Source organism: Thermodesulfobium sp. (assembly GCF_053498235.1).
On record NZ_JBRCUV010000011.1, the window covers coordinates 18,672 to 31,972 of the forward strand.

General features: G+C 35.6%; 13 protein-coding genes. 9 read left to right on the forward strand and 4 right to left on the reverse strand.

The features are described from left to right. The first annotated feature begins 124 nt into the window (after positions 1–124). The 5 genes from dsrO to ACWIUX_RS01125 all read left to right on the forward strand — a co-directional run bounded on the left by dsrO (position 125) and on the right by ACWIUX_RS01125 (position 7,150). Positions 125–1,210 carry a sulfate reduction electron transfer complex DsrMKJOP subunit DsrO gene (gene dsrO, locus ACWIUX_RS01105; RefSeq protein ID WP_448588874.1) on the forward strand — a complete coding sequence of 362 codons (1,086 nt, stop codon included), beginning with the start codon at positions 125–127 and terminating at the stop codon, positions 1,208–1,210. 9 nt (positions 1,211–1,219) lie between these two features. Beyond that, positions 1,220–2,398, forward strand: a complete 1,179-nt coding sequence (gene nrfD / locus ACWIUX_RS01110; protein ID WP_448588875.1) for an NrfD/PsrC family molybdoenzyme membrane anchor subunit — start codon at positions 1,220–1,222, stop codon at positions 2,396–2,398. 12 nt (positions 2,399–2,410) lie between these two features. Further along, complete coding sequence (locus ACWIUX_RS01115) at positions 2,411–5,488, forward strand: molybdopterin-dependent oxidoreductase (RefSeq protein ID WP_448588876.1); 3,078 nt, start codon at positions 2,411–2,413, stop codon at positions 5,486–5,488. 6 nt (positions 5,489–5,494) lie between these two features. Then, positions 5,495–6,133: a TorD/DmsD family molecular chaperone gene (locus ACWIUX_RS01120; protein ID WP_448588877.1), complete on the forward strand. Its 639-nt coding sequence runs from the start codon at positions 5,495–5,497 to the stop codon at positions 6,131–6,133. 132 nt (positions 6,134–6,265) lie between these two features. Next, positions 6,266–7,150, forward strand: a complete 885-nt coding sequence (locus ACWIUX_RS01125; RefSeq protein ID WP_448588878.1) for a hypothetical protein — start codon at positions 6,266–6,268, stop codon at positions 7,148–7,150. Here ACWIUX_RS01125 and ACWIUX_RS01130 read toward each other — a convergent pair. After that, complete coding sequence (locus ACWIUX_RS01130) at positions 7,128–7,724, reverse strand: flavodoxin family protein (protein WP_448588879.1); 597 nt, start codon at positions 7,722–7,724, stop codon at positions 7,128–7,130. The genes ACWIUX_RS01125 and ACWIUX_RS01130 overlap by 23 nt on opposite strands. Positions 7,725–7,822: 98 nt before the next feature. Here ACWIUX_RS01130 and ACWIUX_RS01135 point away from each other — a divergent pair, with 98 nt between their 5' ends. The 4 genes from ACWIUX_RS01135 to ACWIUX_RS01150 all read left to right on the forward strand — a co-directional run bounded on the left by ACWIUX_RS01135 (position 7,823) and on the right by ACWIUX_RS01150 (position 10,869). After that, positions 7,823–8,236 (forward strand): hypothetical protein, encoded by a 414-nt coding sequence (locus tag ACWIUX_RS01135; protein ID WP_448588880.1) that lies wholly within the window; start codon positions 7,823–7,825, stop codon positions 8,234–8,236. A gap of 86 nt (positions 8,237–8,322) precedes the next feature. Further along, positions 8,323–9,726, forward strand: coding sequence for a glycosyl hydrolase family 18 protein (locus ACWIUX_RS01140; RefSeq protein WP_448588881.1), 1,404 nt, complete (start codon positions 8,323–8,325; stop codon positions 9,724–9,726). Further along, a complete protein-coding gene (locus tag ACWIUX_RS01145; RefSeq protein ID WP_448588882.1) occupies positions 9,716–10,096 on the forward strand; it encodes a hypothetical protein in 381 nt (126 codons plus the stop codon). The genes ACWIUX_RS01140 and ACWIUX_RS01145 overlap by 11 nt, the downstream gene beginning before the upstream one ends. Positions 10,097–10,257: 161 nt before the next feature. Next, positions 10,258–10,869: a tetratricopeptide repeat protein gene (locus tag ACWIUX_RS01150; protein WP_448588883.1), complete on the forward strand. Its 612-nt coding sequence runs from the start codon at positions 10,258–10,260 to the stop codon at positions 10,867–10,869. A gap of 177 nt (positions 10,870–11,046) precedes the next feature. Here ACWIUX_RS01150 and mntA read toward each other — a convergent pair whose 3' ends face one another. The 3 genes from mntA to ACWIUX_RS01165 all read right to left on the reverse strand — a co-directional run bounded on the left by mntA (position 11,047) and on the right by ACWIUX_RS01165 (position 12,968). Further along, the gene (mntA, locus tag ACWIUX_RS01155; RefSeq protein ID WP_448588884.1) at positions 11,047–11,451 is read right to left on the reverse strand and encodes a type VII toxin-antitoxin system MntA family adenylyltransferase antitoxin; all 405 of its coding nucleotides are present in this window, start codon (positions 11,449–11,451) and stop codon (positions 11,047–11,049) included. Positions 11,452–11,518: 67 nt separating this feature from the next. After that, positions 11,519–12,280 (reverse strand): sulfite exporter TauE/SafE family protein, encoded by a 762-nt coding sequence (locus ACWIUX_RS01160; RefSeq protein WP_448588885.1) that lies wholly within the window; start codon positions 12,278–12,280, stop codon positions 11,519–11,521. Positions 12,281–12,356: 76 nt separating this feature from the next. Then, positions 12,357–12,968 (reverse strand): FmdE family protein, encoded by a 612-nt coding sequence (locus ACWIUX_RS01165; protein WP_448588886.1) that lies wholly within the window; start codon positions 12,966–12,968, stop codon positions 12,357–12,359. Between the last annotated feature and the right edge of the window lie 333 nt (positions 12,969–13,301).

Genomic DNA, 13,301 nt, shown 5'->3' on the forward strand with positions numbered 1-13,301 from the left:
TATAAATAATATTGAATTTATATATAAATTTTACTAATTATATATATTAATTAATTAATGGTAATTTCTTATATAATAACTATAATAATTTTTTTATTATTTTTCATTTTTGGGAGGTGTTTATGTGAGCTACCGCAGTGATCCTTCGTTAAAAGAAAAAAACGAGGAAGCTAATCAAGAAAGTCTATCAGCTAACTTTATGTCGTGGTTTTTCAAAAGTATTGCATGGGGTGTAGGAGGCCTTTTTGCCTTGAGCATGTTCAATTTATTAGACAGAGCAGATGCTGAACAAAAAAGTAATGTAGATCTACCTACCGGTCCAATTAATAATCATAGATGGATGGGATGGGAAAATCCTGTTCTCGATGAAAAGGATGGCTGGAATGATTGGAACAAATTATTAAATCCAAATAATTTGCCTGTTTGGTATGATAATTTTAACAAAATTCCTAGCACGAAACCAAAACATCATTGGGTAATGGTAATTGACACGAGAAAGTGCGTGGGCTGTCAGGCATGTGTAGTTGCTTGTAAGAGTGAAAACAACGTTCCATTAGGCGTATTCAGGACGGTTGTACAGGTAATGGAAACTGGTTCAATGGAAAGCTCCCCAAACGGCATGGTTGTTACAGATGATGGAAACTATGAGCCTAATGTAAAAAAATTTATGCTACCAAGACTATGCAATCATTGTGATGAACCCCCCTGTGTGGAGGCTTGTCCTGTAAAAGCTACTTTTAAGAGACAAGACGGAATAGTTTTAGTGGATTATGAAAAGTGTATTGGATGCGGTACTTGTATACAGGCATGTCCATATAATATGAGATTTTTTAATCCTGTTACAAAAACTGCTGATAAGTGTACTTTGTGCGTTCATAGAGTTGATGCGGGTCTTGAGCCTGCATGCGTTACTAGCTGTGTTGGTAGGGCGAGAATCTTTGGTGATTTAAACGATCCTAAGAGCGAGGTGTCTAGGCTTATCAGCCAGTATCCTACCGCAAGGTTAAAGATGTCTCAGGGAACAGAACCTCAAGTTTTTTATATTGATTTAAACGGAAATCTTGAGGGTAGTACAAGTATGGATGAGGTTTATATGGAATATACGTACACTATAGGTTTTAATACTACGGCTTATAGAAAGCTTGGCGGTAAAGTTGAGTTGCCAAAAATTGAAGAACGCAAGAACCCGTTTAAAGAATTTGAAAAATAGGAGGGAGTTATGCTAGAAGGACAATTTTTAGAAACTGCAATTTGGGGTTTACCAATAGTTATTTACCCATTTTTGTCAGGCTTGATGGCTGGGGCATTTGTAATTGACTCTCTTGCCCACCTATTTGGGTTTAAACAGTTTGAGCCAGTTGCAAAGTTAGCTGCTACTTCAAGCTTTGCTATGGTTTTAATAGCTGCTTTTGCACCATTAGTAGATGCCTTGCAACCATCAAAAGCGCCATTGGAACTTTATTTTAGAGATCACTTTCCATATTCTCCACTGAGCGTGTTTATAATAATTTGGACACTGTATATAATATTAATGTTTTTTGAAATGTACTTCGATTACAGGGTTGAAAATATTGAGAAATCCAAACTAGGAGGAATTAGGGGATCTATAGCAAGGTTTTTGACGTTTGGAAATAATAGTATTTCAAAAGATTCTCTGCTAAAAGATAAAAAAGCTCTTTTTATAATCTCTGCAATAGGCGTTCCACTTGCATTTGCTTTTCACGGATATATTGGTTTTGTATTTGGGGCTATAAAGGCTAGGGCGTTGTGGACAAGTTCTGTTATGATGCTTATGTTTATAACCTCTGCCATTGTCTCTGGTGCAGCTCTTGTTACCTTGCTTTATGTTATTGGATATTCATATTACTCTAAGAAAAACGTTGTAAACAAAGAAACGCTAAACGCCTTAGGGGTATTTATGATAATTGCAATTTCATTTGATCTTTTTCTTGATTTTATTGATAAACTTTATTCATTTAGGGCATATACTGTGGCAGACGTATTTCAGGGTTGGACTTTGGTTTATAATCCTGGCGGTGTATTATTCTTTAGTTATTTCGTCGTTCAAATACTGCTTGGTCTAATAATACCGCTTATTTTGTTGTTATTTAGGCCTATAAGGACATCTAAACCTATGATGATTTTGATCTCAATACTTATTCAGATTGGAGTTTTCGCAATGAGATTTAATACAGTCATAGGTGGTCAGCTACTACCAAAGATTTCTCAGGGTACCATTATTCCTGAATTTCCATGGTTAGGTTTTGATGGAATACTGTCTTCAATTGGCTTGATGTGTTTATCAATAGTAATATTTTTTATACTTGGATGGCTGTTTGGATGGGAAGATTCGAATAAGAGCAGTTTAGAAAATCAAACTAATCAAGTAGACAATTAAGGGTGGTTGAATATGAATATGAATAGAAGAGATTTTTTAAAGTATTTGACTTTTGGGGTTTGTGTTGCTGGAGTCGGAGTTGGAGCGACTCAGCAAAATCTGCCTAGATATTTTGGATATGATGGTAAGTTGATTTATCCGGGTAGAGTGGAAAATTGGCCAGGAGTTGAAGTAAAGTTTTCAACATGTAAGCAGTGTCACAGTGATTGTGCTTTGATGGCAAGGGTGTATAAGGGTACAATATTAAAATTAGACGGTAGTCCTTATGATATCCATGATACAGAGCCTCCAGTTAGATATTCTGTTTCGCCAAAAGAGGCTATTACATATGTAGGTTCTACCTTTGATACGTCTAAACCTTATGCAAACGGCTCGCATTCATTGTGTGCAAGAGGGCAGGCGGGCAGGCAGACTGTCTACGATCCCTATAGGATTTACAAACCTCTGAAAAGAGTTGGACCAAGGGGCTCAAGAAAATTTAAAACGATATCTTATGAACAATTGCTCGATGAAATATATAATGGTGGTTATTTGTTTAAGGATGTACCGGGTGAGGAAAATAGATTTGTAGAGGGCTTTAAACAGCTCTGGAACGATGGTAAAAATAGATTTGTGCCTGCAAATGAAAAATATCCTGATTTTGGCCCAAAAACCAATCAGTTTGTGGCCTATTGGGGTAGAGCTGAAGGAGGACAAAATAATTTCATTACCAGGTTTGCAAACGCTTTTGGGTCTGTAAACGCCATTCCTCACGTTGCGGTTTGTGAGCTGACGCATCATGTGGCAACCCATTCAGTGGTTCCCTCTAATATGTTAAAGCCTGATCAGCCAAATTGTGAGTTGGTTTTAGTTTTTGGTTCTAATTACTATCAAGCTAATTTTCCAATGCAAACCCTGGCAAGAAGATCTGCTGAGGCTACATCAAGCGGTAAAAAGGTAGTATACATTGATCCAACAGGTGGCAATCAGATAGCACATGCCGATTTTGTACCGATAAAACCTGGTGGTGACGGCGCTTTTGCAATGGGGATGATTAGATGGATTATAGAAAATAAAAGATATAACGAAAAATACTTGGAAATTCCTAATTTTGATGCAGCTATAAAAGAGGGAGAACCAAACTTTTCTAATTCAAGCTATCTGGTTATAGTTGATAAGAGCAATCCAAATTATGGTGCGTTTTTAGATAAGGGCATGGTTATAGATAAACAATCTGGCTCTCCAACTAAAGCTTCTGATTGCACGAGAGCCAATTTGTGGCCTACTGGATTTTTGTCCCTTGAGCCTGTGACAGTAAATGGTGTCCAGTGTATGACGGCTATGCAGTATCTGTGGAAAGAGGTTTCATCACACACTTATGACGAGTATCAAAAGGAATGTGGCATCTCCAAAGAGACATTTATAAAACTTGCGGATGAGTTTACATCACACGGGAGAAAGGCTGTTGCAGACATGTACAGGGGCGCAGCAATGCACGCAAACGGTTATTATAATGCAAGGGCTATCATGCTTCTAAACGTTCTGATAGGGAACATTGACTGGAAAGGAGGCTACATAAATGGAGCTCCTGCAGCAAACTATATGAGTGGCGCATATGATCTTACTAAGTGGCCAAATTTTGTACCTCCAAAAGGAGTGAAGATTTCAAGAGAAGGCAGTTTTTATGAGAAGACGAGCGAATACAAGAAAAGATCTGAAAATGGTGGTAATCCATTTCCTGCTGAGAGACCATGGTTCCCATTCGGTTTTGGGATATGGCATGAGATATGGGGTGGAATTTATTTCCAATATCCATACCCGTGCAAGATACTTTTTCAACATATGGCTAACCCTGCATGGGCACAGCCTGGTATGAGTGGAGCTGATGATGAGTCGTTGATGTGGATAAGGATGATAAAAGATTTAAATAAAGTGCCATTGTTTATTGCAAGTGACATCGTCATAGCTGAGAGCTCTAGCTATGCCGATTACATAATTCCTGATGCAACGTATTTGGAAACATGGGGTATGCTGCCAGGATTCCCAACATATCCTACTTCAAGGATCTCTGTAAGACAGCCTGTAATTGAGCCTATGACTGAGAAAACTAAAGACGGTAAACCTATTACAATGGAAAACTTCTTGATAGATCTTGCGATAAAACTTGGTTTACCAGGTTTTGGCAAGAATGCCTTCTTGGACGGTTCTCAACTGACTGTTCGTGAAGAATATTATTTGAAGATGTTGGTAAACATAGGAATGGATGACAAGACTTTGTTAAAGCTTGATGGCAACAAGATTGTGAAACAAGGTCCTGTTCCCGATGGAGACGACTATGATATGAAGAGTATTGAAGAGTATATGAAAAAATATCCAAATGCCTTGAAGGGTAATGAATGGAAAAAGGCAGCTTATGTCCTAGCTAGAGGTGGACGTTACGAGGATTACGACGTTGCATACCTTCCATTTGGTGAACCAGAGTGGGTAACTCATAGAATTGGTAACAGCAAAAATGTAGTTCAACTTTACAATGAAACAGTTGCACTAACGCACAACGCTATTACTGGCGAGCGATTTGATGGATGCTTGAGACTTGAACCGCCAAAGAATATGAAAGGACAGCCTATATATGAAATTTACTCAAGGAAAGAATATCCATTTTTGCTTTCTACCTACAAGGTTCCTATACATTCAAAGTCTAGAACCATTGCAGACCCATGGTTATTAGAGCTGTTGCCTGGAAACTTCCTTGAGATAAGTGAGGTTGACGCAAAAAAATTAAAATTAGATAACGGAGATAAAGTAAAATTAATCTCACCAGCATATCCCAAGGGTATAATTTGTAGAGTTAGGATAAGATTCGCACTTAGGCCAGGAGTAGTTACATATTCTCAAGCCTTTGGTAGGTGGCTTTATGGATCTGGAGAATGGTATATTGACGGTAAAAAATATGTTGGTGATCCTGCAAGAAACGTAGGCATTCATCCAAATCACTTGATGCTTTTAGATCCTTCTATAGCTGCAGAAGATGGATGGACAACCGTGCTTCAAAGCGATGTAGCAGGCGGTATGGTTTATTATGATACTCCTGTAAAGATTGAGAAGGTGTAACTAAAGTTGATAGATAATCTTGATGTTCTAAGCCTTGAAAGAAAGACAATATACAATATTATTTCTGATATCTTCATACTAAATCCTGATAGAGAATTTTGCAGCAAACTGTCAAATTTGGAGTTATGGAATTTTCTCGGAGAATATTTAGAAGATAAAGATATTTCTGAGAAGTGCATGAAATATATAACGTTTGCTTTAGAAGATGAAAGAGAGATGTCGAGGTTAAATCAGATATTTGAAATGTCTTTTGTGATACCTGTGGCAAATTATTTTATTCCACCCTTTGCAAGCGCCTATATTAGCTATAAAGAATTTCGTAGTAATAACGAATTTTACTCTTTGCCAGAAGAGCTGAACACTATATATGCTAATTATGGGATAGATTTTTCTAGCATTCACAGAAGCGATCATATTTCTATAATTTGCGCTTTTATGTCTATTTTAATTGCTTCAGAAAGTAAAAATAAAGACAGTACACTCCTTTATGAAAAAAACTTTTTTAACAGGTTCATTTTAAGTTGGGCCTTTGTGTTTTTTAAAGAAATATCAACTAAGTTAGAAGAGTCTTTTTACAAACACTTTGCTTTACTATGTAAAAGATTCTTTGAAAAGGAGCAAGTTTTATTTAGTAGTTTGTCTTAACTTTGTGGTTTTTAAGCTGCCTGAAAGAATATAGCCTTGAATTTGACTTTCAGGCAGCTTTTTGCATTATATAGAATTATATAGATCTATAGTAAAATAGATCATCATTTAATGCTAACGGGGAGTTTTAATGTGAAGAGATTTGTTTCTTTATCTTTAATCTGTTTGATATTTTTGCTCTTCTTAAGTAGTATCTCTTTTGCAGATAAGGCTACCTTACTTTCACAAAAAGAAATAACGAATAGATTATCCCTTTATTTGCCCCTTAACAGGATACTGGACACATATTTGGTTAGAGATAGTAACGCTAATAAGTACTATATTGTGGTATCAGTTGATGAGAACAACAAAACTCATCTCGATCTCTTTTCTCCTGTGGGTGATGGGATAATATTTAAGAATTTGGATCACATTGTTTTAGATTATCAAAATCCAAACTTTAAGCTCTTTAATCTTGGCACAGATCAGAGCGCCTTGTTAATTTGGGAAAGAATGGGAAGCGGTGCATTTCTTAGTTATGATGTATTTTTGGTAAGGGATGAAAGGCTTGTTAATATAGCTCAAGGCAAAGCCATATTCCAGGGAGATATCAAGACTTTTGATGGAGGTTTTGAACTAACATCTTCAGATAAGAGATGGTTTTACGTGTGGGATAAAGATCAATTCGAAAAAAATCTAGAAGGAGATTTTCTCAGCTATCCTGATAATTTTGTTTCAAACGTTAGCTCAATTGATTCAAATACCGTTTTAATAACTTATAGAGTTGGAGAAGGTGAAATTTCATGGCTTTCTAGTAGTGATGTAGATTTAAAGGTGGGAGAGAAACTACTTTTAAGAAGGCTTAATCCGTTAGAGGACTCTACATGCAGAATTCTTTACAACGATGAAAATTTATCCTATGAGGGTAATGGGCTATTTAAGGCTAAAAGATCAGGAAAAGCCGTCATTACCCTTGTGCCAAACGGATATGATTGGGGCAAGGCAAAAACTATAACTATTGTGATATCAGCTTCTTAGCAAGCCAGCTTATATTGTGTGCTAGATCGAGCATTGTCTTTAAGCCCTCTTCGTCAATTTCGCTTTCTGTAAAACTAATTGCCTCAGAACCTCTTCCGACTCCAATGTTTAGATAATTTGACCCAATAACCGTCATTTGTTCTACTAAAAAGAAGTGATTAATTGAATCAAGACCGTGAATTGCACCTGCTCTTCTATACCTTACAACTACGCCTGCACCAATTTTTCTCTTTAATAGATATCCATTTGCCATTGAGACCATGCCGCACCTTTCCATGAATGCGATGAGTTTTGGAGTTATATCAACAAGATAAACAGGTGAACCAAGGATTATGATATCTGCTTCGGTCAACCTTTTAAAATAGTTATTTAGATTGTCATCCTCTATTACGCATCTTTTGTTTTTGTTTTTGAAACACTTGTAACACGCAGTGCAAGACTTAATTTCCTCTTCTGCAAGTTCTATTAGCTCTGTTTGTATATTTTCCCTTTCAAGTTCTTCTAGGACAGTTTTTAGCATAAAAGCTGTATTCCCGCCCTTTTTTGCACTTCCGCTTATTGCAATAGCTTTCATCAATTACTCCTTTCTATTTAAAGAATTTACATAATAGTGTATTATCTTAATTATAATATTACTATATATAAAAAGAGGCTTTTGCCTGGAGGTAATGTATGGGTGAAATGTTTCCTTCTGATAAAGAGGGTAGAGGACTAAAAAGGGTTGAAGAATTTCAGTATCAAGATGATTTTGGTGATTTGAGATTTAAATATATAGTAATAAATAAATTAGACGGAAGAGTAAAACTGTTTTTCTTTGAACTTTTAATCTTATATTTTTTACCCATGATATTAAGTCTGTTTCCTATTTTAAGGGGCAGCTTTTTAGTTGAGTATTGGGCATGGTCACTTTTAATATCCTTTGTAATCGTTTTGGTTAATAGGCATTACAAAATTGGCAAAGTTTTTAATATTCTTCTTTTTTTAATTTTTTACTTTACCATTTCAATTCTTTCTATTTTCTTACTGGTATTTAGTTCATTTTTCTATTTAATTACAAGTTTTGTAACCTTATTTTTCAAATTCTAAAACGAATTTTCGATATATAAGATACTAGTATTTTTGTGTAGCTGTTTATTGAAAATTTGCACCACTTTTGCTATTCTATTCTACAAATGTATAAATTAATTTTTTCTACAATATTTATATTCCTTTTTGTTGCCTTTGGACAAGTCTGTGCCTTTGATAAAGAACTTTATGTAGAAAGATACCCAGATAATCCTGCTGGCATAGTTTTAAAAAATGAAGATGGTCTTTTTATGCTGGCAAGCAATATTAAATTGATTACTAACAAGAACTTCTTGATAAATCCAAAAGAAAAGAAGGTTTACATCTTTGACGTGAAGTTTAGCGTGCCAGGAAGGGGAGTTGTGTCGCTTGACTCTGTGAATTTCCCGATTAAAAAGGTTAATGGGAATTATTACGTAGATCTTGAGTCTATTTCAAACTTGCTTGGTTTTAAAATATTAGATAATTACGATTACTATCTGTTAAAGCGAGATGTTGAATTAAGGCCTCTTCCTCAGAATGAGGGGTATAATGGCATGGTTAGACTAGGATTTAGCGTGGCAAAAAATTTTTCAGACCTTAAAGGATTTGACTTGAATCCCAACATAAATACCGTTTGTTTCACCTGGTTTTCTCTTGAAGACGGCTTTGGAAATTTTACTAACAATTCTGATATTGGAGTAGTTGATTATCTTCATAAAAGAGGTTATAAGGTGTGGGGATTATTTAGCAACAAATTTGATCCTAAACTTACACATACGCTCTTAGATAGTAAAATCAACGTAAAAAACGCTATTAATCAAATTGTTGCTTATGCTTTTGCTTATCACTTGGACGGCATCAACATCGACTTTGAAGACTTTGATAAATCTGATAGTGCAAAATTTGACTACTTTGTAGAGAAATTAGCCGAAAGTTTGAGAGGTAGTAATATCTTGTTATCTGTAGACATAACTGTTCCTGATAAAAATTCTTCCTGGTCTATGTGCTATGATAGAAAAACGCTATCGGAGTTTAGCGATTATATAGTCTTGATGAGCTATGATGAATTTAGCAAGGGCTCCTACTATGCAGGACCTACTGCATCTATTGGTTGGGTAAAAAAGGGTCTAGAACAGACTCTAAAAGAGGTAGAGGCAAATAAGGTGTTACTTGGCATTCCATTTTATACTAGAGAGTGGATTGAGGACAATAGGGGCAAAGTAATAAACGTAAGGGCTCTTTACTATAAGGATCTAAAGGCGTTTCTTGAGACCAACAAGCTAAATCCTCAATTTGATGAAAAATATGGTCTTTATCATGTCAGTTTTTATAGGTATAATTTAAAGCATGAAGTGTGGTTTGACAACAGCGAGACGTTATACAGCAAACTTGAGCTCATAGAGAAACATAATTTGGGTGGGTTTGCAATATGGAATTTAGAAGCAGGCAACAGATCTTATTGGGATGTCTTTTCTAGTGCTCTTGGGGGCAAATTAATTAATATAGGAGGAGTAAAGGATGGAGAATAGCGAATTTGAATATATTGAGAACTTCGAAAGCGATTTTGGTTCATATGTCGTAGACGATGAGGAAAGAGAGGTTAAGATTTGGCTTCTTGATTCTGATAGGGAAGAGGATCCGGACATTAGCATCTATTATGATTTGAATGAGGAAAATGAACCTTGGATCTACGAAGTTAATTTTTCCTTCTTGCCTCAGGTGATTGACTTTATAGGCATATGGCGTGATAGGTATTTTGATGAATTAGACTCATACTCTGAGGATGAATTTGATGAGAACTATGGAAATTTGGTCTTTAATCTTGAGATAATTCAGGAACTTTTGTCCGAGCCTTCGGAGTGGAGCGACAACTGGTACGAGGAAGTGGATATAGACTAATATTAGCGCACCCCTTTTTCTTTAGAAATAAACAAATTTTATATATGATATGCCATTTATTTATGGTATAATCTTTTACTATGGAGAAAAAGGGGATAGTTAAATTCTTTTTATTTATTTACAACGTTTTATGCGCGTTTTGGGGTTTATCCTTTTTTCTTTTGTTTAGCAGGTTTGATAGGCTGATAGATAACTCCTCATTTCAAAGGTTCAGGTATTTTTTGCACCAGCTTCCACCAATTAGTTTTGTTATTTTAGCGATATGTGCACTAATACTTGTCCTTGAGGGAATCCGCACAACCTTTTTTGAAAGGGAGACAAGGGATTTTATAATTAACAAAAAGGATCACAGATTTTTAAAGATATTGCACTACTTTTTCATACTCTTTACAATAATTCTTTTGCTATTCGATATATATGACATATTTTCTAACAAACTGCCATGGCACACAATATTTAATATGATAGACTCGCCTTCTTTGATCCTTGTCGCCTTAATAATCAGCTTCTTTATTTTGAAATGGTTAGAAGCCCAAAGCATAAAGGCTGTATTTGCCGAGTCTGATGGAAACGATGAAATTTTTAAAAATCTAATGCTTGTTAGGAAAGGTCAAGATCTTGCAATGGCATATTTTAACCTTGGAAACATATACTTTGAGAAAAAAAATTTTCCTAAGGCTCTCCAATACTTCAAGAAATCCTGTAAATTTGGAAATAAAGATGCCTGCGATAAGGTAAAGCTTTACTTATCTGAAAAGAATTTTGATTTATAATGAAATTATTTGGAAGAAGTTCAAATAACTGAAAGAATAGAACTCTGTAGAAAATAATCAAAGGGGATCTTTTGGCAAAACAAACCGCTTGAGAATTAAGGTATAGAATTCTTCTATGTATTTGCTCTTATTCTTTTTAGACATCTTTGTATGTTTGCAACTTTTGCAAAAATAACATCAGTCTCTAACATATATCCTGCCGTTAAGTATATTTTTTTCCTGTGGCTTTCTTACTGTTTTTAGGTCATCATATTCTTTGAGCGTTCTGAGGAAAAAATCATTGTAAACGCTATCATTTACTTTTTTTAGCAAACGACCTCTTTTCAATGCCTGCATTTTTATTATTGGTGATGCAGAATTTAAGATAACTATGTCTGTATCTTTCCCTGTAATTTCAGATATGCTGTTTTTTATATCGATTATATATGAGGCATTGGGTTTTCTGAAAAGGATTGCTAAGTCGACGTCACTTTCATCTGTAATCCTGTTTTCTATAAATGAACCAAATAAAAAGGCAAGCAAAATTTCATCATTTTTGCTAAAAAATTCTATTATTTTTGATATTGATTCCTGAATATCCATATTAAACTTATTTTAACACATTTATTTCTAATGCTTTTGAGATATCTCTCTATATATTTTCCAATTTTTAATGCACAAAATAATCAAAGAGCATCTTTGCTGCAACCATATATAGTACTATTCCTATTAGAACCTTTACACTCTTGTTGCTGAGCTTATATTTCATAAGATAAGACCCAAATAGCGCTCCCAGGATGGCTGCTATAACGGTAAACGAGATTAACTCTATATCTAGTCCACCTATTGCCACCCTTCCCAAGAAACCTCCAAGAGACGAGAAGAAAACTATAAAGGAGGTGGTAGCTGCTGCAATCCTTGCAGGGACGCCTATAAAGATGAGTATAGGGATTATCATATTTCCTCCGCCAATGCCGAGAAGTCCAGCCACGAATCCTGCAAGCGCTCCAATTGGTGTTGCAACAGTGAGCATCTGTTTTTTATTTATTTGAAAATTTTCGCCTGAGTTGTTCTTTTTTTGTTTATAAAAGATCATCATAGATGCGGCAAATATTAAAAAGAGAGCAAATAACAAAAGAAGAGTTTCTCTGGGTACAAATTTGCTACAATATGCACCGATTGGAGACGTGATCAGAACTGCTATTATAATTGGAAACGCAAGCTTATAGTTTATCAAGCCAATTCTTGAGTATGAATATGAGGCAAAAGCCATAGCGATTACGTTTAAAAGAAGGGCGGTACTCATTGACTGGTGAAGGTCAAAACCCATTGCATAAAATGCAGGTATTAGAATAAAGGCAGCTCCAGCTCCGGTGATGACCATAATGGACTTTGCCACAAAGGTTACAATTGCAGCTAATAAATATATCATATAATTAATTTCTCCTTAATAAATTTAGATTTTAGATTAGCAGCCGCAAGATTACGGCTGCTAATCTTTAGTATTGTTACTTCTGAGCTATCTTTTCAGAACAAGGGATACAAGCTTGCTTTCCATCGATAAACTTTAACTTGTCAATGAATACTGCTTCGCCGCAAACATCGCAAAAGTCTGCCTCCATCACTCCTGGTGTCTTTTTGTATTCGTAGTCAAAGACAGGGCTAATATCTAGAAATTCTTCTTCTTTCAAGTTCAATACCTTTTCTATTAAAGGATCTGCAATCTTTGGGTCTACGTCCTGAGGAGGTATCCCTTTCTTTCTCTCAGCTATAAAGGGTGATTCAAGCATCTTTTCAAAGAACTTTGGCTTTAGAGATACTCTTACAGCCTTTTTGTTCTTTACGTCAATAAGGGTGAATGCCATCTTGCCGTAATAGAGCTTCTTTATATTGCTCTTTCCATAAGTGCACCCTGTGACAGTCATAAGGCCATCTACAAAACAGCCTGCTGCGTGATTGTCTGCTGTTTCAGCTAAAAGCATTAGCTCCTTGTCCTTAGATCTTTCTACTCCAAGCTTGTTCATTGCAGCGCAAGCTGCCTTTAGACCCAATGGCATCGCAGGGCATTTGTGACCATGAAATTTCAATCCTAAATCAAAAAAATCTCTTGCTTCAAACATTTTATTTCCTCCTTAGAATCTTTATATATAATGATTATATTATAAATTACTAATTTATTAATGTAAAGTATTTGTAAGGATTCATGTAAAAGCAAAAAACTGTCCACGAGCAGGATGCTCGTGTTACTATGAAGAACGTCCACGAGCAGGGATGCTCGCGTTACTATACTCCACGAGCAAGATGCTCGTGATACTATACTCCACGAGCAAGGATGCTCGTGGTACTATGAAGAACGTCCGCGAGCAAGGATGCTCGCGTTACTATTACTTTGTGTTAAAATTAATACTTGTTAATTTTCCCTATAGAATAGAGGTTATAGCTTGATCAAGAAG